Source organism: Streptomyces sp. NPDC002623 (assembly GCF_053592635.1).
The window spans coordinates 1-22,860 of record NZ_JBSFWB010000021.1 but is presented as its reverse complement, the minus strand read 5'-3'; the positions used below and the strand labels follow the sequence as shown (position 1 = coordinate 22,860).

The following is a 22,860-nucleotide window of genomic DNA, read 5'->3' as shown; positions in this document are numbered from 1 at the left end:
GCACGGTCGCCTCCCGTCCCTCACCCGTGCAGCCGCTTCCCGCAGTGCGGCCAGGGGCTCGCCCCGCGTCGCACGTACAGCTTCTTGGCCCGCGACGTCTGCTCCGCCGCCGGTGCGTCCTGGGGGCGGCCGCTGCCGCCCAGGCTCTGCCAGGTGCGGGTGTCGAACTGGTACAGCCCGCCGTACGTGCCCGAGGGGTCGACGGCGTTCGGCCGGCCGCCCGACTCGCAGACCGCGAGCCCCTGCCAGTCCAGGCCCTCGGCCCCCTGCACGGACTTCGGGAGCGGCTTCGTGCCGACCTTCACCACCTGCGCGCGCGGCTCGCGCACGACCTCGTCCCGGATCCGCCTCGGCTTCTGCCGCACGCCGTTGACCGTGCGCAGGGAGTACGTGATCCGCCGCAGCCCGGGCTGCCCGGCCCGCTCGACCACCTCCGTGCCCTTGAACAGCGAGGCGTCGTCGGAGCGGCGCACCTCGAACGGGATCTGCTCCTCCCGCGCCTCCTCGGCGCCGGTGATCCGCAGCACGGTGACCGTCTGCCCGTCGCGCGGGAAGCTGCCGGGCGCCACGGACGTGGTGTCCTGCCCGCGCAGGGTGATCCCGGCCGCCTGCACGGCCTCCTGCACGGTCGCCGCGTTGGTGCGGACGGTGCGGGCCCGGCCGTCGGCCATCACCGTGACGGAACGCTCGGTGCGCACGTCCAGCGCGAGCCCCGCCCGCCCGATGGCCTGCGAGCGCGGGACGGACATGTACGCGCCCTGCGCACGCACCCCCAGCTGCTGGAGCGCCTCCTCCACCGTGCCCGCGGTCGTCCACAGCTCGTGCCGCTGACCGTCCAGGGTGAGCCGGACGGGCCGCCCGTAGCGCACCGCGATCTCGTCGCCGCTGGCGAGGGCCGTGCCGGGGGCGGGGGCCACCACGTCGTGCTCGCCCACCTGCACGCCCTCCTCGGCGAGGAGTTCGGTCACGTCGTCGGCGAAGGTGTGCAGGGCGCGCGGCTTGCCGTCGACGGTCAGCTCGACCGCCTTGTCCTCGGCGACGAACGCGGTGGTGCCGCCGGCCAGGAAGGCGACCACGAGCGCCTGCGGGAGCAGTCGGCGCATCGTGGACTCCGGGCGCTCGGCGGAACGCGTCCGGCGCCGGCGCGCGGCCCGGCCGCCCCCGCCCGCACCCGTGCTCTGCCGCGGAAACAGCGGCTCGGACAGCTGGAGCGTCTCGGGCAGCTGGAGCGTCTCGGGCGGCCGGCACGCCTCCGGCGGCCGGGGCGGCGCTTCACCCGCCGCGTACGCCCCGAACTGCTCCTCGTACGCGGGCCGGTAGGTGTCGTCGTACGTCCCGGGGGCCGCGTACACGCCGTAGGCGACCGTCTCGGCGTTGTGCAGGTCCACGTACGGCCCGCCACCGCCGTACGGCTCGTACTCGAGGTGCTGTGAATTGCTCACGCCGACACGCTCCAGGAGTGGGGTCCGGATCGGGCCCCCAGAACCTAGCGGAGTGGCGGTCACTCTCCAAAGTGGCGCGGCTACCGAGAGTTGTGTTCGAGCTGGTCACGTGGGGGTCAGTAGGCGAACGCGCGTGCCGTGTTGGCGGCGAGTGCGGTGGCCAGGGCGTCCTCGTCGAGGCCCCGGACGGCGGCCATGGCGCGCACCGTGACCGGAATGAGATACGGGGCGTTCGGCCGTCCGCGGTAGGGCGCCGGGGTCAGGAACGGGGCGTCGGTCTCCACCAGGAGCAGCTCCAGCGGGGCCACGGCGACGGCGTCCCGGAGGCTCTGGGCGTTCTTGAAGGTGACGTTGCCGGCGAAGGACATGAAGTACCCGGCGCGGGCGCAGATCTCGGCCATCTCGGCGTCGCCGGAGTAGCAGTGGAAGACGGTGCGCTCGGGGGCGCCCTCCTCCTTCAGGACGCGCAGGACGTCGGCGTGGGCGTCCCGGTCGTGGATGACCAGGGCCTTGCCGTGCCGCTTGGCGATCTCGATGTGGGCGCGGAAGGAGTCCTCCTGCGCCTCCTTGCCCTCGGGGCCGGTGCGGAAGTAGTCGAGTCCCGTCTCGCCGACGCCCTTGACGTGCGGAAGCGCGGCCAGGCGGTCGATCTCGGCGAGCGCCTGTTCGAGCGCCCCGGAGCCGCCCGGCTCACGCGCGCTCTGCCGGGACCAGCCGTCGGGGTCGCCGTGCACGATGCGCGGAGCTTCGTTCGGATGCAGGGCCACGGCGGCGTGCACGCTGTCGTGCGCCGCCGCCGTCTCGGCCGCCCACCGGGAGCCCCGTACGTCACAGCCGACCTGGACGACCGTCGTCACCCCGACCGAGGCGGCCTTCGCCAGCGCCTCCTCCACCGTCCCCGACTGCATGTCGAGATGTGTGTGGGAGTCGGCGACCGCCACCCCGAGGGGAGCCGGAAGCGGCGGCGCGTCGTTCTTGTCGGAGTACGAAGACATACCCCGATCCTACGAAGGGGCAAGCACGGCCCCTCCGGCGGAGCCCTCAGCCGGCCTTGCGGAACGGATGCAGCAGGTCCGACAGATGCCAGTGGTGGTGCTCCCCGGGCCGGTCCTCGGACCGCTCCTCGGCCGCCGGCTGGACCGGCCTGGCCGCCGTGGGCACGCTGGGCCGGCGGGACGCGCTCTGCACCGACGACACCTGCCCCGCCCGCATGATCCGCACGACGTGCCCCTCGCAGTTCTGGCACGCGGGCCGGCTCAGCGGCGACGGCACGACGCGGCCGTTCGCCACGTAGAGAACGAACGCGTGGCCGTCGGCGTCGGTGTGGTGCTCTATCTCGTACGACTGCTCCCAGCCGTGTCCGCAGCGCATGCACGCGAAGGAGTACGACTCGTTGACGACGGCGCTCGCGCCGCTGCGGAGGCCGGTCTGCCCTGTGATCTCACTCATGCCAGCTCCTGTGGAAGCGAGGGACGGGTGCCGTCCCTGTCACCCAGTGGACTCCTCGCCCGGGGCGAACGCAGCAGGCCTGTGCACTGTTGGAGGCGATTTGGGCTTTCCTTGCCGAAGGGGCCTCGCGCAGGGGGGTGGGCTTTGCCTTCGGCGACAGCCCTTTGCCCGCACATGGGGCGCACGCTCAGACGGCATGCGCCCTGCTCAGAGGGGGTGTGCGCCGGGTGTGAGCCCCTTCATGACCCGGCGGTGACAGCCGTCACAGAGTCCCGGCGTTCTTCGCCGCGACCACCGCGTCGAACACCTCCCGCTTGGGCAGACCGGCCTCCGCCGCCACCGCCACGATGGCCTCCTTACGGCGCTCGCCCGCCTCCTCGCGCACCCGCACCCGCCGCACCAGCTCCGCCGCGTCGAGCTCCTCGGGCCCGCGCTCGGGCGCCCCGGTGACGACGACGGTGATCTCGCCGCGCACGCCCTGCGCGGCCCACTCCGCGAGCTCGCCGAGCGGCCCGCGCTTGATCTCCTCGTAGGTCTTGGTCAGCTCACGGCACACGGCGGCCCGCCGGTCCGCGCCGAACACCTCGGCCATCGCGGCGAGGGTGTCGTCCAGCCGGTGGGGGGCCTCGAAGTAGACGAGCGTGCGGCGCTCCTCGGCGACCTCGCGCAGCCGCGACAGCCGCTCGCCCGCCTTCCGCGGCAGGAACCCCTCGAAGCAGAACCGGTCGACGGGCAGCCCGGACAGCGCCAGCGCGGTGAGCACCGCGGACGGGCCGGGGACGGCCGTGACCTTGATGTCCTGCTCCACGGCCGCCGCGACCAGCCGGTACCCGGGGTCGGAGACCGAGGGCATCCCGGCGTCGGTGACCAGCAACACCCGCTTGCCGCCGACGAGTTCCTCGACCAGCTCGGGCGTGCGGGCGGACTCGTTGCCCTCGAAGTACGACACCACCCGCCCCTTGGGCGTCACGCCCAGCGCCTGGGTGAGCCGCCGCAGCCGGCGCGTGTCCTCGGCGGCGATCACATCGGCGCCCGTCAGCTCCTCGGCGAGGCGGGGCGGGGCGTCGGAGACGTCGCCGATGGGCGTCCCGGCGAGGACGAGGACTCCGGGCGTGGCTCCGGGAGTGGTTCGGGGCGTGGTTCCGGGCGTGGTTCGGGGCGTGGCTGTCACGATTCCATCCTCCCAGGGGGACGGACACGGGACTCACACAGCCGTGTTCCCTACGATGGCGCGGTGACCAGTACCGCGTCCTCCACGGACTCCACGGACTACCGGCCGGGCCGGCCGCCGCACGATCAGCGGCCGACATGGCAGCAGCGGCTGCGGCGTTTCGGATACACGGCGGAGCCCTCCGCCGACGTCCGGGAGCGGCTGGTGCCACCGTTCGCGCAGCCCAGCCCGCGGTTGTGGCAGGCGCTCGGCATCCCGCACACGTGGGCGGAGCGGATCGCGCGCTGGTCCTCCTGGGGCGGCCCGCTGCTGGTCACGCTGCTGGCGGGCGTGATCCGGTTCTGGCACCTGGGCAGCCCGAAGAAGGTGATATTCGACGAGACGTACTACGCCAAGGACGCGTGGGCGGTCGTCCACCGCGGTTTCGAGGTCAACTGGCCCAAGACCACCGACGCCCTCCTCGCCAAGGGCGGCGAGGTCTCGATCCCGACGGACGCGGCCTACGTGGTGCATCCGCCGGTCGGCAAGTACGTCATCGGGCTCGGCGAGCTGATCTTCGGGTTCGATCCGTTCGGCTGGCGCTTCATGACGGCCGTCCTCGGCACGCTCTCCGTGCTGCTGTTGTGCCGGATCGGCCGCCGGATCTTCCGCTCCACCTTCCTCGGCTGCCTGGCGGGCGCGCTGATGGCGGTCGACGGGCTGCACTTCGTGATGAGCCGCACCGCGCTGCTCGACGGGGTGCTGATGTTCTTCGTGCTGGGCGCGTTCGGCTGTCTGGTGGCGGACCGGGACTGGGCGCGCCGCAAACTCGCCGCCGCGCTCCCGCCGGACGTGGACGGCCGCTACCGCCCCGACGCGCACCTCGCCGAGACCACCCGCATCGGCTGGCGGCCCTGGCGCTGGGGCGCGGGCGTGATGCTGGGCCTGGCCATCGGCACGAAGTGGAACGGCCTCTACATCCTGGTCGCGTTCTGCCTGCTGGCGGTGTTGTGGGACGTCGGCTCGCGCAAGGTGGCGGGCGCCCAGCACCCGTACCTGGCGGTGCTGAAGCGGGACACGCCGCTCGCGTTCCTGTCCACGGTCCCGGTCGCGCTGGCCGTCTACCTGGTGTCGTGGACGGGCTGGATCCGCTCCTCGGCCGACGGCTCCGGCGGCTACTACCGCAACTGGGCGGCCACCGACGGCAAGGGCGGCAACTGGACCTGGCTCCCGGAGTGGCTGCGCAGCCTGTGGCACTACGAGCACGAGGTGTACGAGTTCCACACCCACCTGACCTCGCCGCACACCTACCAGTCGAACCCGTGGAGCTGGCTCGTCCTGGGCCGCCCGGTCTCGTACTTCTACGAGTCCCCCGCCCCGGGCGTCGACGGCTGCCCGACCGACGCGGGCGAGAAGTGCGCCCGCGAGGTCCTGGCCATCGGCACCCCGCTGCTGTGGTGGGCGGCCTGCTTCGCGATCCTGTTCGTGCTGTGGCGCTGGCTCTTCCGCCGCGACTGGCGCGCGGGCGCGATCGCCTGCGGCATCGCGGCCGGCTACCTGCCCTGGTTCATGTACCAGGAACGCACGATCTTCCTCTTCTACGCCGTCGTCTTCCTGCCCTTCCTCTGCCTGGCGGTGGCGATGATGATCGGCGCGCTGGTCGGCCCACCGGGTTCCACGGACACCCGCCGGGTCGCAGGAGCGACGGGCGCAGGCGTCCTCGTCCTGCTCATCGCCTGGAACTTCATCTACTTCTGGCAGCTCTACACCGGCCAGGCCATCCCGATCGACGACTGGCGGTCACGTATGTGGCTGGACACGTGGGTCTAACGATTGAGGAAACTGCTGCCCCTGTCGCCACTCTTTCCGTTTACTGTGAGCCCGAACAGTACTTTCTGAACGTGTTCAGAAACGCCCGTCCCCGCCCGGGGCGGGGAGGGCGCCAACGGGGAGGGTGCACAGCATGCGCAAGGGGGCCAAGGCAGTCATAGTCGGCTCGGTCTTCGCCGTGATGGTGGGCGGAGCCGGGTACGGCGCCTTCAACATCGTCAGCGCGCTGAACGGGGGCGGCGGCGACGGCGGTACGGCGGGATCGAGCGAGCCGGTGGTCGTGAAGACCGGGCCGCCGAGCGGTTCCGAGGTCAAGGACACCAGCACCAAGTTCTTCACGGCCTGGGAGCAGGGACAGGCCGCGGCGGCCGCCCAGCTGACCAACAACGCGGCGAAGGCCGAGCCGCTGCTGACCTCGTACGGTGAGGCCGCGCACATCACCGGGGTGAAGATCACACCGGGCGCGGCGGTCGGCGACAGCGTGCCGTTCAGTGTGCGGGCGACGGTGTCGTACGAGGGGAAGTCCAAGCCGCTCGTCTACAAGAGCGAGTTGACGGTCGTGCGGGGCGTCACCACCGGGAAGGCGCTGGTGGACTGGGCGCCGTCGGTCGTCCATCCCGAGCTGAAGAGCATGGACGACACGCTGGTCACGGGCGCGTCGTCGGCGCCGCCGATCGAGGCCGTGGACCGCAACGGCAAGGTGCTGACGAAGGAGAAGTACCCCTCCCTGGGGCCGATCCTGGACGAGCTGCGCGCCAAGTACGGCGACAAGGCGGGCGGCACGGCCGGCGTCGAGCTGGCGATCCGGCACGCCACCCCGGACACCGCGGACACGCCCCTGCTGACCCTCGCCGAGGGCAAGGCGGGCGAGCTGCCCACCACGCTCAGCGCAGACGTGCAGGCGGCCGCGGAGAAGGCCGTGAAGAAGTACGCCCAGTCCTCGGTGGTGGCCGTCAAGCCGAGCACCGGCGAGGTGCTCGCGGTCGCCAACAACCGGACGGACGGCTTCAACGCCGCGTTCCTGGGCGAGGTGGCGCCCGGCTCCACCATGAAGATCATCAGCTCGGCCACCCTCATCGACAACGGGCTCACCACCGCGAACGGGCCGGCGCCGTGTCCGCCGTCGGCCGTGTCGGAGAGTCAGACCTTCCAGAACATCACGGGCATGAAGCCGAACGAGAACGCGACGCTCTCCGAGAGCTTCGCCCGCTCCTGCAACACGGCGTTCGTGAAGTTCGCGGACGAGGTGAAGGTCGACTCGCTGACGAACGAGGCCCGCGACCGCTTCGGGATCGGCCTCGACTGGCAGACCGGCATCCCGTCCTTCGACGGCTCCGTCCCGGCCGCCGGCGGCCCGGACACCGCGGCCGGCCTGATCGGTCAGGGCAAGGTCCAGATGAACCCGCTGAACATGGCCTCCGTCACAGCGACCGCGATGACGGGCGCCTTCCGGCAGCCGGTGATCGTGCCGCTGAGCCTCGACGACCGCACGCCGGCCAAAGCGCGAGGACTGTCGTCGAGCACCGTGCAACAGTTGCGCTCGATGATGAACCGGACCGCGACCAGCGGCACCGCCGCCGAGGTGATGGCCGGGCTGGGCGGCAGCAGCATCGGCGCGAAGACCGGTTCCGCCGAGGTCGACGGGAAGGCCACGTCCGACAGTTGGTTCACCGGGTACCGCAACGACATCGCCGCGGCCGCGCTGACCCAGGGCGGCGGTCACGGCGTCGACGCGTCCGGCCCGATCGTGGTGCAGGTGCTGCGGGCGGGGTGACCCGGAACGGGCGTGGCCTGAACCGGCACAAGGGTGGCTGACGTCACACGTGACGTCACCCGCACAGGACGGGACTCTAGTGTGGTTGCCGTCGTTGGGGTCAGTGAGGGCAACGAGGGCAGCGGGGCTGGGGGGAGAGCCCCTGGGGATCCGGAGGATCTGGCAGTGGGCAAGAGAAGGCGTGTCGAAGAGCAGCGCAGGAAGCGGCGTCCCGCCGTGGCCGGCGGCATGATCGCCGTCGTGGTCGGCGGGGCGGGCTTCGGCGTCTACGCGCTGTACGCGGGCGGGGCGGCCGCCGACGAGGGCTCGGCCGCGGCGGCCAACCGCGGCCAGGTGCCGAGAGTCAGGGCCGACGCGCCCTCGGCGGCCGAGGTGAAGACCGCCGCCACGCAGTTCCTGACGGCGTGGCAGCAGGGCAAGGTCGCCCGGGCGGCCGCGGTCACGGACGACTCGACGGCCGCCACCGCCCTGCTGACGGGCTACACCAAGGACGCCCACATCACCGGCGTCACCCTCACCGCGGGCAAGGCCACCGGCGCCAAGATCCCGTTCTCGGTGAAGGGCACGGTGAAGTACAAGGACGTCAGCAAGCCGCTGACGTACTCCAGCGCTCTCACCGTCGTGCGCAACGCCAAGAACGGCAAGGCGCAGGTCGACTGGCACGCGTCCGTCGTCCACCCGGACCTGCAGGACGGCGACAAGCTCGTCACCGGCGAGGCCGGCACCCCGCCGGTGAAGGCCGTCGACCGGGACGGCGGCGAGCTGACGGCCGCCAAGTACCCCTCCCTGGGCACGGTCCTGGACGGGCTGCGGGAGAAGTACGGCAAGAAGGCCGGCGGCAAGGCGGGCGTGGAGCTCCAGGTCGTCCGCGGCAAGGCGGCCAAGGCGAAGAAGGCCTCCGACAAGACGCTGCTGGAGCTGAGCGAGGGCACGCCGGGCACGGTGAAGACCACGCTGAGCCCGACCCTCCAGGCGGCCGCCGAGCAGCAGGTGGCGAAGACCGCGAAGTCGTCGGTCGTCGTGATGCGGCCCTCCACGGGCGAGATCCTCGCGGTGGCCAACGCCGGCAAGGGCTTCAACACCGCGTTCAACGGCTCGCTCGCGCCCGGTTCCACGATGAAGGTCATCACGTCGTCGCTGCTCATCGAGAAGGACCTGGCCTCGGCGGACAAGGTGCACCCCTGCCCGAAGACGTTCACCTACGGCGGCTGGAAGTTCCACAACGACGACGACTTCCAGATCGACGGCGGCACGTTCAAGGCGAGCTTCGCGCGCTCCTGCAACACCGCCTTCATCAGCCAGGCCCCCGAGCTGAGCAACGACAGCCTGACCAAGCAGGCGCAGCAGGTGTTCGGCCTGTCGATGAACAACTGGGCCATCGGGGTGCCGTCCTTCGACGGTTCGGTGCCGGTGCAGTCGGCGGCCCAGATGGCGGCCTCGCTGATCGGTCAGGGCGGGGTCCGGATGAACCCGCTGAACATGGCGTCGGTCGCCTCCACCGTGAAGGCGGGCACCTTCCACCAGCCGTATCTGGTCGCCCCTTCGGTGGACGACCGCACGCTGGCGACGGCCTCGCGCACGATGTCGGCGTCCACGCTGTCGCAGCTGCGGGAGCTGATGAACTACACGGCCGCGGCCGGCACCGCCGCCGAGGCGATGTCCGGTCTGGGCCCCGACTACGGCGCGAAGACGGGCTCGGCGGAGGTCGACAACCAGGACAAGCCCAACGGCTGGTTCACCGCCTACCGCGGCGATCTGGCGGCCGCGGGCGTCGTCCAGGCGGGCGGCCACGGCGGCGACACGGCAGGCCCGATCGTGGCCGCGCTGCTGAAGCTGGGCGGCTGAGCCACAGCGGTCAGGCGGTCAGTGGGTGACCGGCTGCGCCGTGGCCAGATAGGTGCGGCGCAGGAACCGCAGCAGCGTCTTGGACTCGAACTGCACGACCGCGACGCCCTGCGAGGAGTGGAACTCGACGACGGCCTGGACGCGCCCCAGCGGCCACACCCGCACCTCTCCGGTGCCGGTCGGGGCGCGCAGGCCCTGTTCGAGGAGGGCGCGGGAGAACGTCCACTCGTGGCGGTCGGGCAGTCCGACGCGCACCGCGCGGGGGTCGTCCTCCGGGTCGTAGCGCAGGATGACGGGAACTGACTCTCGTTCGTCCTCGGCCTGATCGGCGTCCGTGACGATATGGGCTCGCGCGTACTGTTCGACTACAGACATCGGCCGACCCTCTCACGCAGCGTTACCTGTGCGGAAGCTGTGCGTCCGCTCCCCTCCCAATGTCCCATATTTTGCGGAATACGCTTCCTGTCGCAGGCGTATCTCACATGTGCGATACGGGGGCGGCGCGGGAGCGGCGCGGGAACAGCGCGGGAGCAGCGCGGCATCCGGATGCGATTGACAAGCTCCTCGCTCTTGCGAACCGTTCGCATTAAGCCACTATCATCGTCGGGTGCACGTACCCGACGGATTCATCAACGCCCCGACCTCCGCCGCCGCCGGAGTCGTCGCCGCAGGCGCCATCGCCGTGGCCCTGCGCGGCGCGCGCCGCGAGCTCGACGAGCGCACGGCGCCGCTGGCCGGCCTCGTCGCGGCGTTCATCTTCGCCGTGCAGATGCTGAACTTCCCCGTCGCCGCGGGCACCAGCGGCCATCTGCTGGGCGGCGCGCTCGCCGCGATACTCGTCGGCCCCTGTACGGCGGTCCTGTGCGTCTCCGTGGTGCTGCTGATGCAGGGCATCCTCTTCGCCGACGGCGGCCTGACCGCGCTCGGCGTGAACATCACCGTCATGGCCTGTGTGACGACGGTCGTCGCGTACACCGTCTTCCGCGGCCTGGTGAAGGTGCTGCCGCGCACCCGCCGCTCGGTGACCGGGGCCTCCTTCGCGGCCGCGCTCCTGTCCGTCCCGGCCGCGGCGCTCGCCTTCACCCTCATCTACTGGATCGGCGGGACCACCGACATCCCGATCGGCAAGGTCGCCACCGCGATGGTCGGCGTGCATGTGCTGATCGGCATCGGCGAGGCCACGATCACCGCGCTCACCGTGGGCGCCGTCATCGCCGTACGGCCGGATCTCGTCCACGGCGCGCGCGGCCTCACGCAGAAGCTGCGGCTGCGGGTGAACGGCGACCTCGTGGACGCGCCCGCCGAAGAGGCGCGCACGGCGCCCGTGGCGGCGCGCACCTCCCGGCGCACGCTGTGGGTGACCGGCCTGGTCACCTCCCTCGTGCTGGCCGGCTTCGTCAGCTTCTACGCCTCCGCGAACCCCGACGGCCTGGAGAAGGTCGCCGCCGACAAGGGCATCGACGAGAAGGTCGAGGAGCACGCGGCCGCCGACTCGCCGCTCGCCGACTACGGCGTCAAGGACGTCGAGAACGCCCGCCTGTCCGGCGGCCTCGCGGGCGTCATCGGCGTCGGCGTGACCGTCGTCGCGGGCACCGCCGTGTTCTGGGCGGTCCGCAGGCGCCGGGCGGACGACGTGTCCCCGGCGAGCACGGGCGTCTGAGGTGGGCGCGGGACACGCACACCGGCTCTACCGGCACGGGCACTCGCCCGTGCACGCCCTGCCGCCGCACACCAAGCTCGCCGCCGCCTTCGGCTTCGTGGTCGTCGTGGTGTCGACGCCCCGCGAGGCGATGTGGGCGTTCGGCCTGTACGCCGTCCTGCTGGCCTTCGTCGCGCATCGCGCGCGCGTGCCCGCCGGTTTCCTTCTCAAGCGGCTGCTGATCGAGGTGCCCTTCGTCGCGTTCGCCGTGCTGATGCCGTTCGTGGCGGAGGGCGAGCGGGTGGACGTCCTCGGGCTGTCCCTCAGCGTCAACGGGCTCTGGGGCGCGTGGAACGTCCTCGCGAAGGGCACGCTGGGCGTCGCCTCCTCCGTCCTCCTGGCGTCCACCACGGAGCTGCGGGAACTCCTCCTCGGCCTCCAGCGCCTGAAGCTGCCCCCGCTGCTCGTGCAGATCGCGTCCTTCATGATCCGCTACGGCGACGTCATCGCGGACGAGATGCGGCGCATGCGGATCGCGCGGGAGTCGCGCGGCTTCGAGGCGCGGGGCGTACGGCACTGGGGGGTGCTCGCGAAGTCGGCGGGCGCGCTGTTCATCCGCTCCTACGAACGCGGCGAGCGCGTGCACCTGGCCATGGTCAGCCGCGGATACACCGGTTCGATGCCGGTGATCGACGAGGCGACCGCGTCCCGGGCGCAGTGGTCGTACGCGCTGACCCTCCCGTTCGCCGCCCTCGTCGTCTGCGTGTTGGGATGGGCCCTGTGAGTACTGCTGCCGCCCCGGCTTCCCTCGAGGTCTCGGGCCTCGCCTTCGCCTACCCCGACGGCCACCAGGCCCTGTTCGGCGTGGACTTCTCCGTCGCGCGCGGGGAACGCGTCGCGCTGCTCGGGCCGAACGGCGCCGGCAAGACCACCCTCGTGCTGCACCTCAACGGCATCCTGACCGGCGGCGCGGGCACGGTGACGGTGGCCGGGCTGCCCGTCGGCAGGCAGCACATGGCGGAGATCCGGCGGAAGGTCGGCATCGTCTTCCAGGACCCGGACGACCAGCTGTTCATGCCGACCGTCCGCGAGGACGTCGCCTTCGGACCGGCGGCGGCCGGGTTGAAGGGCGCGGAGCTGGAGGAGCGGGTCGACCACGCGCTCGCGCAGGTCGGCATGGGCGAGTTCAAGGACCGTCCGCCGCACCACCTCTCCTTCGGCCAGCGGCGGCGCGTGGCCGTCGCCACGGTGCTCGCGATGGAGCCGGAGATCCTCGTCCTGGACGAGCCGTCCTCCAACCTCGACCCCGCCTCGCGCCGCGAACTGGCCGACATCCTGCGGTCGTTGGACGTCACGGTGCTCATGGTCACGCACGACCTGCCGTACGCCCTGGAGCTGTGCCCGCGCGCCCTGATCCTGAGCGAGGGCGTGATCGCGGCGGACGGCCGGACCGGCGAACTGCTCGCCGACGACACCCTCATGCGCGCGCATCGCCTGGAGTTGCCCTTCGGGTTCGACCCGCGCTCCGCGACAATGGGCGCGTGACGAACCAGGCACCCCCCGCCGAGGCACCCACCACCGACGGCTCACTGCGCCTCGACGAGCAGCTGTGCTTCGCGCTGTACGCGGCCCAGCGCGCGGTGACCGCCGCGTACCGGCCGCTCCTGGACGAGCTGGGCCTCACCTACCCCCAGTACCTCGTGCTGCTGGTCCTGTGGGAGCGCGGCGAGACGACCGTCAAGGAGCTGGCGTCGGCCCTGCGGCTGGACTACGGCACGATGTCGCCGCTGCTGAAGCGGCTGGAGGCGGCGGGTCTGGTGCGCCGGGAGCGCTCGGCGCGGGACGAGCGCTCGGTCCTGGTGGCGTGCACCGGGCGCGGCGAGGAACTGAAGGGGCGCGCGGAGCGGGTGCCCGCCGGTCTGCTCGCGTCGACGGGGCTGGAGACGGCGGAGGTCGCGCGGTTGCGCGCGGAGCTGTGGGGGCTCGCGGAGCGGGCGCAGGGCGCGGCGGAACGCGCCCGCTGAGCCACCCTCCTGGTGTCCGCGGCCCCCACCTGAAGTTACCCGCGGTTACTACCCCCTGGTAAACAAGTGCCTCCGTACCGGCCGGTACCTTGTGCACGATGTAATCGGGGAAGATTTGGGGGAGGTACCGCCGTGACCGAAGGCTCCGCCGTCGACGCTGCCGACACTGCCGTCGAGGCCGTCGACAGCCGTCCGACGAAGATCATGTACGTGGCCGAGGCGACCGCGCACGGAGGTCGCGACGGATATGTGACCAGTCAGGACGGCCAGATCGAGCTGAAGGTGGCGATGCCGCCGGAACTGGGCGGCGACGGCAACGGCACCAACCCGGAGCAGCTCTTCGCGGCCGGCTACAGCTCCTGCTTCCACAACGCACTGATCCTCGTCGGCAACCGGGCCGGCTTCGACCTGACCGGGTCGACGGTGGCGGCGAAGGTCGGGATCGGCCCGAACAAGACCAAGGGATACGGGCTGGCCGTCGCCCTCAGCGTCTCGCTCCCCGTCCTGGACGCCGAGGTCGCCGCGAAGCTGGTGGACGCGGCCCACCAGGTCTGCCCGTACTCGAACGCCACCCGCGGGAACATTGACGTAACGATCCTGCTTGGCTGAAGGGAGAGCCCGGCGGCGAGACGAGGAGAGCGGACGTGAACGTGAACGGTGCGGTGGCCGACGGGTTCGAACCGGTCCGGGAGGCGTTCGCGGCGAACTTCGAGACGCTCGGCGACCGGGGCGCGGCGGTGGCCGTCTACCGGGACGGACACAAGGTCGTCGACCTGTGGGCCGGCACGAAGGACGTCGACGGCACGGCCCCCTGGGAACCCGACACCGCGCAGATCGTGCGGTCGGCGACCAAGGGCGTCGCCTCCGCCGTCCTCCTGCTGCTGCACCAGCGCGGTGAGCTGGATCTGGACGCGCCCGTCGGGGCGTACTGGCCGGAGTACAAGGTCGCGGGCAAGGAGCGGACGCTCGTGCGGCAGGTGCTCGCGCATCGCGCGGGCGTGCCCGTGCTGGACCGCCCGCTGACGCCCGCCGAGGCCGCCGACCCCGATCTCGGCGCGGCGGCGGTCGCGGCCCAGACGCCCGCCTGGGAGCCCGGGACGGACCACGGGTACCACGCGCAGACCTACAGCTGGCTGACCGGCGAGCTGGTGCGCCGGATCACCGGGCGGCCCATCGGGGAGTGGATCGCCGAGGAGATCGCCGGCCCCGTCGGCGCGGACCTGTGGCTCGGGCTGCCCGCGGACGCCGCCGCGCGCGTGGGACGGGTGGGACACGTGGACGCGCCCGTCCGGGCCGGGGCGCTGAAGACCCGGCCCAAGCAGGCCGTCACCGACGCCTACGCCGATCCCGCCTCCCTCACCCGTCGCGCCTTCGCCGCGATCACCCCGCTCCCCGACGAGAACGACCCGGCCTACCGCGCCGCCGCCCTGCCCGCGTCCAACGGCATCGCCACCGCCGACGGTCTGGCCCGCTTCTACGCGTCGCTGATCGGCGAGGTGGAGGGCGGACGTCGGCTGCTGCACCCGGAGACGGTGCGCCTCGCGCGCGGGGAACAGTCCTCCGGCCCCGACCGGGTGCTCGTGGTGAGCACCCGGTTCGGCCTCGGCTACATGCTGCACGGCGCCGCGTCCCCGCTGCTGTCCCCCGGCGCCTTCGGCCACCCGGGCCGCGGCGGCGCCCTCGGCCTGGCCGACCCGGAGTCCGGGATCGCGTTCGGCTATGTGACGAACGGCTTCCGGACGAGCGTGACGGCGGACCCGAGGGCGCAGGCGCTGCTGAGGGCGGTACGGACGGCAGCGGCCCGCTGACTCTCACACGTTGATCGAGTGGGACGTCCGTCCCGACGCGCCGTCGATCTCCATGTGCGCCTTGGTGAGCAGCTGCATGGCGATCTCGTTGAGGGCGCGGGCGCCGGCGATCTCCTCGCCGACCCGGGGCTGGTTGCCGTCCACGTTGTGCCGGCTGGCGTGCCCGTGGGACCGGACCTCGGTCCCGTCGGGCAGGCGTACCAGCGCGACCGCGCGCGTGTGCCGTTCGTCCTCCTCGAACTCCAGCTCGACATGCCATCCGACAGTGGTGTGCATCATGACGATCGCCTCCGGAAATCCTGTGTCTCCAGGGTGCTCCTCCGCGCGGTCGCCCGCAGTTCAGGACAGCAGGCGGATCCCGTCCGGCACGGCGATGCCGAACTCTGCGTCCAGCACCCGGCGCGCCTCCGCCTCGTCGGTCAGCGCACGCTGCTTGACGGTGCCGTCGGCGTGGGTCTCGGTGAGGAGCGGGCCGTTGAGCAGGACATGGCCGTCGGAGGTGACGCGCTGGACGTAGGCGCGGCGGCTGAACGGCGAGCGGGGGTTGGTGGCGATGTGCCAGTTGATCACCTCGAAGTCGGGCCGCTCGAAGGGTTCGACGGTGAACGCGTACTGCGCCTGCCAGAACTCCCCTTCGGCCCCCTCGGCCCCCTCGGCCCCCTCGGCCCCCGTGGCCCTCTCGGAGCCCCCGTGGGCCTCCAGCACCCACAGCTCCAGCGGCCCGCGATGCGGGGCGTGCACCAGGCGATGACGGCGGCCCGCGCCGTGGAACTCGACGCCGGCGATCAGCGGGACGGGCTCGAGCAGCGCTCCCGGCGCACCGAACCCGACGTCGGCGAGGTACGGCTGCGGATCGCCGGGGGCTTCGACGAGGAGCGCCATGTGCGTGCGCGGCCGCTCCTCGAACCGCTCCGCGCCGACGACGACCCGAGCCGTCAGCAGGGTCACCCGAAACCCCAGCGCCTCCAGGGCGAACGACAGCAGCGAGTTGTGCTCGTAGCAGTACCCGCCCCGTCGGCTGCGGACGAGTTTGGCGATCAGATCGGCGGGCGCGAGCGAGGGCGCCGAACCTCCCAGCGGATCCAGGTTCTCGAAGGGAAGGGCACGCGCGTGCGCCAGATGCACCCCGCGCAGGGTCTGCACATCGGCGCGACGCTCCCCTCCCCAGCCGATCCGCCGGAGGTAGGCGTCGAGGTCGTCGGGGCCGAACGGTGTGGTCTCAACCATGAGTTCACGGTAGGCGCACACTCGCCCCGGCGACGTCGGCCACGGGCCCGGAGCCGTCTCGTGCGCTGGTCGCAGTCCCACCGGGGGCGGGTCATCCCGTGTGCAGCATCAGTCCAATCCCGACGACGAGAAGGCCTGCGGCGACGAGCCGGGGCGCACCGAACCGCTCCTTGAAGAACAGGGCGCCGATGGCTGCTCCGACCAGAATCGATGTCATACCGGGCTCATACAGTAATTGTCATGAGCCGATCGAAGTTACCCAAGGCCGCCGTCACGCCGGGCGAGCCCGCAGCGATCTACTGCCGCATCTCCCACACCCGCGATGAGGACCAGACCGGGGTGGACCGCCAGGAGCGCCTCTGTCGGGACATCGCCGAACGGCTGCAGCTCCGCGTCGAGCCGACGCACGTCTACGTGGACAACAACCGTTCGGCCTGGCAGCGCAACCGGAAGCGGCCAGGGTGGGAGGAGATGCTGAAGGCGATGGCAGACGGAGAGATCCGGCACGTCATCGTCTACCACCCCGACCGCCTCATGCGGCAGCCCAAGGATCTCGAAGAACTCCTCTCCATTGCCGACGACAAGCGCGTCCTGCTGCACGGCGAGGCGAACCGGCGCGATCTGTCGGACCCCGACGACCGGTTCATCCTCCGCATCGAGGTGGCCCACGCCTGCCGCTCCTCCGACGACACATCCCGACGCCTCAAGGACGCCTTGAAGGACCATGCCCGCGAAGGCCGGCCGCACGTGGGCAACCGACCGTACGGCTACACCCGCGGCGGCCACGAAATCGTCGAGGAGGAAGCGGAGATCGTCCGCGAGGTCTATCGCCGCTACCTGGACGGCGAGTCGCCGAACCGCATAGCGCAGGATCTCGCCGCGCGGGACATCCCCACGTCCAAGGGCAAGGTGTGGAACCCCGAGAACGTTCGCCACCTGCTCTCATCCCACTTCGTGGCCGGGTTGCGATTCCACCTGGGCGAAGAGGTGGCCGTCGGGACATGGCCCGCGATCATCGACCGAGGGCAGTGGGACGAGGTACAGCGGTGCCGGGAGTACCGCGCCGAACAGCACGAGGACACGAAGAAGCGGCCGACCCGAAACTACGTCCTGCGCGGTATCGCGACCTGCGCATGCGGAGCCCGCATGAGCGGGACGAACAGCGTCCGGTACGCCTACTACCGGTGCACCCGCGCCGGGAACACCGACCAGCGGAAGTGCGACCGCTCAGTCTCGGCCGGGCCGCTGGAGGACTTCGTGCGGGACGTCGCGATCAAGGTGCTGACCAAGCTGGACACCTCCGGCTACGAGCCCGCTGCGACCACGCGCCCCAAGGCCGACGTCATCGCGGACGACAAGGACCGAGCCAAGCTGAACGAGCTGAAGGAGATGTGGCTCAACGACGACGACTTCATGACCGCCGACTTCCAGGCCATGCGCGCGCCGATCGTCAAGCGGATGAAGGAGCGCCAGCGCAAGACCGTCAAGCGGCCGGTCGTCGTCTTGGAGGGGATCGCCGGCCCGGAGGCCGAAGCCAGCTGGGAGAGGCTGGAGAAGGCGGAGGACTATGCGCGTATGAACGCGATCTATCGGTTCCTGTTCGCCGCTGTGATCGTTCACCCACCCACGCGGAAGGGCAGGGGATTCGACACGGACCGGGTGGACATCGAGCCGAACCCGCTGGACTGATACCTCGCGAGCGGCGACGAAACCCTGCGAGCGCCTCAACCTCCGTGATATCAATCGCTATCGACTGATAGCGATTGATACGGCAGGTCCGTGGACACATACACCTTGAAGCAACAGCGCGTCGGGCTCTTGGAGAGCTTCCTTGCCGAGCAGAAGCGCCAACGCCAGGAGTTCGACACCAAGCTGGAGGCGCTGGACAAGAGGATTGCCGAAGCCGCCATTGCCGAGACGGAGAACTGCCGCAACCCAGAGGTCCTCGTCCGAGGAAGCCTTGGGGCCCGCAGGAAGGTCTACCACTCAGCCGACCATCCCTGCGGACGCACCCAGTACAACGGCGGAAGGCAGAGCGGCTTCATGAGGATGCGCGAGTCCAAGGCGAAGCTCATGGACGGCGGGGTGCTCAAACGGTGCACCGCATGCTGGCCCGACTGACTCACTCGGCACACCGAAGGGCGGCCCACGCCCAACATCCGGGGCTCACCGTACTGACGGTCTCGCAACGGTTACGGAATGTCATTTGTGACGCAGCTCACAATGGAATCTGTTGGGCTTTCAGGACTGCCGTAAGTCGCTGGGAAGTGTTCAAAGTTAACGGCATGACGGAGCATCAACTTCGTCTGCACGATGTCGGATCGCCCGGCTCAGCCTCTCCGACACTGCGCGCCTTACGTAGACTCATGCCAAGCAGAAGGAGCCCTCACCCGGCAGGTTCCTAGGCCTTCACGCCGGGAGGGGCTCCTTGTGCTGGCACCCATCCACGCCTTCACAACGATCGGAGCACCAAAGTGCATGGTAGTCCAGTGTCTAGCAACGCGTCACAGCCTCAGCCTGCCGTACCTGGGGACGCGCCCACCGAGGGACTCCGGCTGCGTGACCGGCTCGTACATCGCAGCAAGCCGCTGGCCGGGCGCTTTGCCCTCGGCATCGCGTACGGCGCAGGCACAGGCGTCGGGGGTTTCGTGATCTGGTGGCTCCAGTCCCGGTAACACGTCACTGGCTGGAGATTGTGGGGGCTCGTCCAGGCGGACGGGTCCCCACTCTCACGTTCGGCACTCGGGGCCGGGTGGGTGGCAACCGTCCGGCGAGGGCGTCATCGAGGGCACTGTCGCCCTCTGCCTGAGTACCGGCCAGCAAGGTCAACACCGAGATCCCCGCACCTGTGTCCGGCACCTGCCGCACGGCACCGGAAGCATCGCAACCATCTCACCGGCTGCTGTCCGACCCACCCATACGAAGGGCTCGGCCACCCAGGAGCCGCGCGAGTCGCGCAGCGCTCTTCGACCCAATCCGAGTCGGAAACTTGGCCGCCTGCCGCTCGACCGCCCGCGCCCACTGCTCACTATGGCGTCCCGTCACCAGAAACCCTCACGCTCTTCGCGGGCGATCTCCCGGTTCGCGACAATGTCCTCGGCGATCCCGGCCGCGATGAGAGCAGCTCCGGGGGTATGTCCCGAGCCCGCGTAGCGCCAGCTGGCATCCGTGATCGTGTCGGGGAGGTCGACGTGCCCGACGTGGTGGGCGCGTTCGGCGCGTAGGGCCGCGTACGTCGTCGAGTAGGCGCGGGATTTGGTGAGGATGTGGCCGCGGTAGCCGAGGGTGTGTGTCCAGGCGCGCAGGTGCAGCGGCTCGTACTCGGGGAGGCCGCCGAGCCGCCAGCAGGCCCGCATGAAGGTGCGGATGTGTTCGCTCACGGGTGCCGTGGCTATGTCTTCCCAGGTGGTGACCTTGTGGTCGGTGCCGACGCCGGTCTCGTCCGCGCCCTTGGTGACGTATTTGGCGACGTATGCGGCTACGGCGTCATCGTCGGGGCCGTCGCCGTCGGAGCGCAGTGAGCGGACGTCGATCTGTGCGCCCCAGATGAGGGAGAGTTCACCGACAGCGGGGCTGTAGGGGGTGCGGACCAGGACCCGCCCGGCTGAGGCCCGTACAGCATCAGCCAAGCGCTCGACCGTGCCCCAAGCTGGGGGTTCGTCGGCCGGTCCGTTCGGTCCGTCGAGGCGGACCACGGCGTGAATGTGGACAGCCGCCCGTTTCTGGTACTCGGCGACGCGAGCGAAGGACAGCCGGGCGTGAGCGGCGAAGCGGGACTGCACGAGGCCGGCCGAGGAGGCGAGGCGACGTCGGACGTCGATGACGAAGCGGTCCCACAGCTTGGAGGCGTATGCGTGCCAGAGGACGTGGCCGTTGTAGTCGTAGCAGTCGGGGCACAGGGGTTGGCCGACGGCGGGTGCATCCGGGGTGTGGACTGCACCGCAGCCGACGGGGCGGCCGTGCGGGCAGAGGCCGCCGTCCCGTCGAGGGCGGCAGTGTTCGCCGGCACGATGCACCGGGCCGAACGAGGGGGCGGTGAGGGTGACGAACAATCTGGGGCGGTTGCGGACGACGGCCGGAACGTTCTTGCCGCCGAGTAGGCCCGCGCGGATGAGGTGGTAGGTGTCGCCTGCGTGGAGGCGGGAGCAGGCGGGGCAGATGGTGGCGCGGCGGTTGCGGCAGCGGATGAGGAGGCGTTCGCCGGGTTCGTCGCGGGTGTCGTAGTGGTGGAGGATCTCGCCCGTTGTGCCGTCCAGGACGGTGGTGGAGCCGGAGAGGTGGACGGGGTGGGAGCATCCGCCGGTAGCGGTGATCTGCTCCAGCCAGCGGGGGAATTGAGGGAGTTGGGCGAGGCGTATTGCGTCGCGGTCGGTTTCGGAGAGCTGACGCAGGCGCGCCGCGCGGTCGAGGGCGGCGCGCCTGTCAGTGGGGGTGTACTGCGGGGTGATGGTGGTGACCTTCCAGGGCGGGCCGCCGTAGCGGCACGAATGTGGGTAAGTGGTGCGAGGTGGGTCATGGGGATCACTCCCTTGGGTAGTCGGGGCGGGGCGGGTTCAGCGGATGGTGCCGGTACCGCGGCAGACGCGGCAGCGCCGGATCCGCCCCGTCCAGGTCCTACGGGCACCGTCGCCCTTGCAGTACGGGCACCTCACGCGAGGCATCGGCATGGGGGGACGTCCCTTCTCTCTGCTCAGGTGTGGGAGAAGCCGCTGATGAACCAGGTCACGAGGCCGTGGATGGTGAAGACCACGGGGGTCTGGCCGAGGTAGACGCCGAAGAGGCCGACGCAGACCGCTTCCCAGGGGCGGACGTCGCGGGAGCGGACGAGGAGGACGGTGATGATCCCGAAGATCACCGCGAACGTGAACGCCGTTCCTTCGCTGATCACTTGGACTCTCCTTCCAGCGCCGTGAGGGCGCGGGCGACGAGGGGCAGGTTCGGGGTCATCGCGGCGTACTTGCGGGCCGTGGCCACGGCTTCGTCGGTGGGGGTGAGGTGGGAGCGGGCGCGGCTCCATCCGCCGTCCGGCCCGGTGCACACGGCCACCCCGCGCTCTTCCGGCGTGATGGATTGGGCGACGGCAACCGCGTCCTTGTTGAGGTCGCCGAGAGTCATTTCCGCCGTGCCGGGGTCGTTGACCCGGTGGCAGATGCGGCCCCCGAGTTGTGCCCGCAGGGCGGTGACGCCGGGGCCGAGGTCGGATCCGACGCGTTGGCCGGCCACGACCAGGTGGATGCCGAGGGCGGCTCCGAGCTGGGCGAGCCGCAGCAGGAGGGTCGAGCACTGTTCGGCTTCCGCCTTGCTCTCACGGGTGCCGTCGGACAGGTACAGCTCCGCGATCTCGTCGACCAGGACCACTACCGGCACCGGGCGGAGCTTGTCCGGGAGCTCCCAGACGGAGCGGACCCCGGCCGACCGGCACGCGCTCATCCGGTCCTGCATGTCGACGACGAGAGCGGAGAGGACCGCGACCGCTTCACGCCGTGAGGTGGCCAGCGCGCTCAGCCGTCCGGCGAACAGGCCGAGTTCCATGCCGCCCTTGCAGTCGACGCCGACCAGGGCGACGCGCTGTGTGGCGAGTTGAGTGATGAGCCGTGCCATCAGGGTGGACTTGCCGGACCGGGTTGCCCCTGTGATCAGCCAGTGCGGGACCAGGCGCAGGTTCATCACCCACGCCCCGCCCGTCTCCAACGCCCCGATCAACGCGGAGAGGAGTTCGGCCGGGGCCGTGACTAAGCCCGGCCGCTCCAGCGGGTCATGGGCCATGGCGGTCAGGAGCACGAGCCCGCGTTCGGGCGAGGTGACCCGCACCGCGTGCACTCTCCAGGCGTGCACGAAGGCGTCCGCCGCCTTCAGGTAGGTCGCCGGGGTCTGACCCGCGTGCAGCCGGATGATGAGCGTCAGGCCCATCGGAGTGACGCGCGGGAAGGAGCAGCGCGGAGGCACCGGACGCACCGGGTCGCCCTTGACGAGCAGGTGTCCGACGAGGGTCCGGGCCGGGAGCCGCGACACCGCCAGGTCGTTGAGCACGGCGACGCGTCGCCAGGTGAACACCACCCGCCAGCACGTCACCGGGTAGCCGACGAGGTACCAGTGCCAGACCGGACGGTGCCGACGTACCAGGTCGCCGACAACGAGCATCCAGGCCAGCACCGCCAGGGCGAAGGCGAGCACGATGGGTCCCATCACGCGTCACCGCCCTTGCCGTGCGCGGCAGGAGTCGTGCGGACGGGGGTGATGGCGTCGGCGCGGAAGCTGACGCCGTGGCGGTCGCCCATGGCCCACATGAACGCCATGAGGCCGGTGACCTTGACGATCTGTCCTTCTTCGATGCCGGTCGGTTCGCCGCTGACGGCGATCTCGATGACGGAGATCCGCCGCCGGTCCTGCCGCACGGTGACGGCCACGGTGTAGACGGGGTTGCCGTCCCGGTCCTTCTTCACCTCCTGTGTCTCGGTGTTGCTGATCTTCACTTCGGGCGCGATGGCGCACCGCAGTACGCCGAGCCGTGCCGTGTCCACGGGAATGGACTGCATTTCGTTGGCCTCCCTGGCCATCCAGACGCCCGTCATATGCGGACGTCACTTGTCCTTACGAGTGATGAGTGTGTGGTGCTGTACGGCGAGTGCGCAACTACTTATGCTGACGAGTGACGCCGCGCGTGCGACGTGC

General features: G+C 70.9%; 22 protein-coding genes and 1 pseudogene. 11 read left to right on the top strand and 12 right to left on the bottom strand.

Annotated features, from left to right (window positions below; all coding sequences use genetic code 11):
• Nucleotides 1-20 precede the first annotated feature (20 nt).
• The 4 genes from ACWD4O_RS31990 to rsmI form a co-directional block, all read right to left on the bottom strand.
• Complete coding sequence (locus tag ACWD4O_RS31990; RefSeq protein WP_451285225.1) at nt 21-1,442, bottom strand: ubiquitin-like domain-containing protein; 1,422 nt, start codon at nt 1,440-1,442, stop codon at nt 21-23.
• 116 nt (nt 1,443-1,558) lie between these two features.
• Nucleotides 1,559-2,437 carry a TatD family hydrolase gene (locus tag ACWD4O_RS31985; protein WP_451285223.1) on the bottom strand — a complete coding sequence of 293 codons (879 nt, stop codon included), beginning with the start codon at nt 2,435-2,437 and terminating at the stop codon, nt 1,559-1,561.
• A 46-nt stretch (nt 2,438-2,483) separates the two neighbouring features.
• On the bottom strand, nt 2,484-2,891 hold the full coding sequence (locus ACWD4O_RS31980; RefSeq protein WP_451285221.1) for a hypothetical protein: 408 nt from the start codon (nt 2,889-2,891) through the stop codon (nt 2,484-2,486).
• 262 nt (nt 2,892-3,153) lie between these two features.
• Complete coding sequence (gene rsmI, locus ACWD4O_RS31975; protein ID WP_451285219.1) at nt 3,154-4,062, bottom strand: 16S rRNA (cytidine(1402)-2'-O)-methyltransferase; 909 nt, start codon at nt 4,060-4,062, stop codon at nt 3,154-3,156.
• A 63-nt stretch (nt 4,063-4,125) separates the two neighbouring features.
• Between rsmI and ACWD4O_RS31970 the strand changes: the two genes are divergently transcribed.
• The 3 genes from ACWD4O_RS31970 (at nt 4,126) to ACWD4O_RS31960 (ending at nt 9,490) form a co-directional block, all read left to right on the top strand.
• The gene (locus tag ACWD4O_RS31970) at nt 4,126-5,871 is read left to right on the top strand and encodes a dolichyl-phosphate-mannose--protein mannosyltransferase (RefSeq protein ID WP_451285217.1); all 1,746 of its coding nucleotides are present in this window, start codon (nt 4,126-4,128) and stop codon (nt 5,869-5,871) included.
• A 133-nt stretch (nt 5,872-6,004) separates the two neighbouring features.
• A complete protein-coding gene (locus ACWD4O_RS31965) occupies nt 6,005-7,645 on the top strand; it encodes a penicillin-binding transpeptidase domain-containing protein (RefSeq protein WP_451285215.1) in 1,641 nt (546 codons plus the stop codon).
• A 165-nt stretch (nt 7,646-7,810) separates the two neighbouring features.
• Entirely contained in the window at nt 7,811-9,490 is a 1,680-nt protein-coding gene (locus tag ACWD4O_RS31960; RefSeq protein WP_451285214.1) for a penicillin-binding transpeptidase domain-containing protein, read from the top strand.
• A gap of 18 nt (nt 9,491-9,508) precedes the next feature.
• On the opposite strand, the gene ACWD4O_RS31955 is transcribed toward ACWD4O_RS31960, so the two are convergent.
• Complete coding sequence (locus ACWD4O_RS31955; protein ID WP_451285212.1) at nt 9,509-9,865, bottom strand: SsgA family sporulation/cell division regulator; 357 nt, start codon at nt 9,863-9,865, stop codon at nt 9,509-9,511.
• Between the two features lie 232 nt (nt 9,866-10,097).
• Here ACWD4O_RS31955 and ACWD4O_RS31950 point away from each other — a divergent pair, with 232 nt between their 5' ends.
• The 6 genes from ACWD4O_RS31950 (at nt 10,098) to ACWD4O_RS31925 (ending at nt 14,961) form a co-directional block, all read left to right on the top strand.
• Nucleotides 10,098-11,150 (top strand): energy-coupling factor ABC transporter permease, encoded by a 1,053-nt coding sequence (locus ACWD4O_RS31950; protein ID WP_451285210.1) that lies wholly within the window; start codon nt 10,098-10,100, stop codon nt 11,148-11,150.
• 1 nt (nt 11,151) lies between these two features.
• Nucleotides 11,152-11,913 carry a cobalt ECF transporter T component CbiQ gene (gene cbiQ / locus ACWD4O_RS31945; RefSeq protein ID WP_451285208.1) on the top strand — a complete coding sequence of 254 codons (762 nt, stop codon included), beginning with the start codon at nt 11,152-11,154 and terminating at the stop codon, nt 11,911-11,913.
• On the top strand, nt 11,901-12,674 hold the full coding sequence (locus ACWD4O_RS31940) for an energy-coupling factor ABC transporter ATP-binding protein (protein WP_451285206.1): 774 nt from the start codon (nt 11,901-11,903) through the stop codon (nt 12,672-12,674). Before cbiQ ends, ACWD4O_RS31940 begins: the two co-directional genes overlap by 13 nt.
• The gene (locus ACWD4O_RS31935) at nt 12,671-13,153 is read left to right on the top strand and encodes a MarR family winged helix-turn-helix transcriptional regulator (protein WP_451285205.1); all 483 of its coding nucleotides are present in this window, start codon (nt 12,671-12,673) and stop codon (nt 13,151-13,153) included. The genes ACWD4O_RS31940 and ACWD4O_RS31935 overlap by 4 nt, the downstream gene beginning before the upstream one ends.
• 204 nt (nt 13,154-13,357) lie before the next feature.
• On the top strand, nt 13,358-13,762 hold the full coding sequence (locus ACWD4O_RS31930; RefSeq protein WP_351914445.1) for an organic hydroperoxide resistance protein: 405 nt from the start codon (nt 13,358-13,360) through the stop codon (nt 13,760-13,762).
• Between the two features lie 35 nt (nt 13,763-13,797).
• A complete protein-coding gene (locus tag ACWD4O_RS31925) occupies nt 13,798-14,961 on the top strand; it encodes a serine hydrolase domain-containing protein (RefSeq protein WP_451285203.1) in 1,164 nt (387 codons plus the stop codon).
• A gap of 3 nt (nt 14,962-14,964) precedes the next feature.
• Here the strand turns inward: ACWD4O_RS31925 and ACWD4O_RS31920 are convergent, their stop codons facing one another.
• The 3 genes and pseudogenes from ACWD4O_RS31920 to ACWD4O_RS31910 form a co-directional block, all read right to left on the bottom strand.
• The gene (locus ACWD4O_RS31920; RefSeq protein ID WP_451285201.1) at nt 14,965-15,240 is read right to left on the bottom strand and encodes a DUF1876 domain-containing protein; all 276 of its coding nucleotides are present in this window, start codon (nt 15,238-15,240) and stop codon (nt 14,965-14,967) included.
• 60 nt (nt 15,241-15,300) lie between these two features.
• Nucleotides 15,301-16,188, bottom strand: coding sequence for an arylamine N-acetyltransferase family protein (locus ACWD4O_RS31915; RefSeq protein WP_451285200.1), 888 nt, complete (start codon nt 16,186-16,188; stop codon nt 15,301-15,303).
• Nucleotides 16,189-16,279: 91 nt separating this feature from the next.
• Nucleotides 16,280-16,402: pseudogene (locus ACWD4O_RS31910) on the bottom strand (EamA family transporter); the annotation flags it as partial.
• A gap of 26 nt (nt 16,403-16,428) precedes the next feature.
• On the opposite strand from ACWD4O_RS31910, the gene ACWD4O_RS31905 reads away from it, so the two are divergent.
• Both ACWD4O_RS31905 and ACWD4O_RS31900 read left to right on the top strand, forming a co-directional pair.
• Nucleotides 16,429-17,877, top strand: coding sequence for a recombinase family protein (locus ACWD4O_RS31905; RefSeq protein WP_451285198.1), 1,449 nt, complete (start codon nt 16,429-16,431; stop codon nt 17,875-17,877).
• Nucleotides 17,878-17,967: 90 nt separating this feature from the next.
• Nucleotides 17,968-18,309, top strand: a complete 342-nt coding sequence (locus ACWD4O_RS31900) for a hypothetical protein (protein ID WP_451285196.1) — start codon at nt 17,968-17,970, stop codon at nt 18,307-18,309.
• A 920-nt stretch (nt 18,310-19,229) separates the two neighbouring features.
• On the opposite strand, the gene ACWD4O_RS31895 is transcribed toward ACWD4O_RS31900, so the two are convergent.
• The 4 genes from ACWD4O_RS31895 to ACWD4O_RS31880 form a co-directional block, all read right to left on the bottom strand.
• A complete protein-coding gene (locus ACWD4O_RS31895; protein ID WP_451285438.1) occupies nt 19,230-20,579 on the bottom strand; it encodes a replication initiator in 1,350 nt (449 codons plus the stop codon).
• Between the two features lie 299 nt (nt 20,580-20,878).
• Nucleotides 20,879-21,076, bottom strand: coding sequence for a hypothetical protein (locus tag ACWD4O_RS31890; RefSeq protein WP_451285194.1), 198 nt, complete (start codon nt 21,074-21,076; stop codon nt 20,879-20,881).
• Entirely contained in the window at nt 21,073-22,374 is a 1,302-nt protein-coding gene (locus ACWD4O_RS31885) for an FtsK/SpoIIIE domain-containing protein (protein ID WP_451285192.1), read from the bottom strand. Before ACWD4O_RS31885 ends, ACWD4O_RS31890 begins: the two co-directional genes overlap by 4 nt.
• Nucleotides 22,374-22,724 carry an SCO3933 family regulatory protein gene (locus ACWD4O_RS31880; protein WP_451285190.1) on the bottom strand — a complete coding sequence of 117 codons (351 nt, stop codon included), beginning with the start codon at nt 22,722-22,724 and terminating at the stop codon, nt 22,374-22,376. The genes ACWD4O_RS31885 and ACWD4O_RS31880 overlap by 1 nt, the downstream gene beginning before the upstream one ends.
• Between the last annotated feature and the right edge of the window lie 136 nt (nt 22,725-22,860).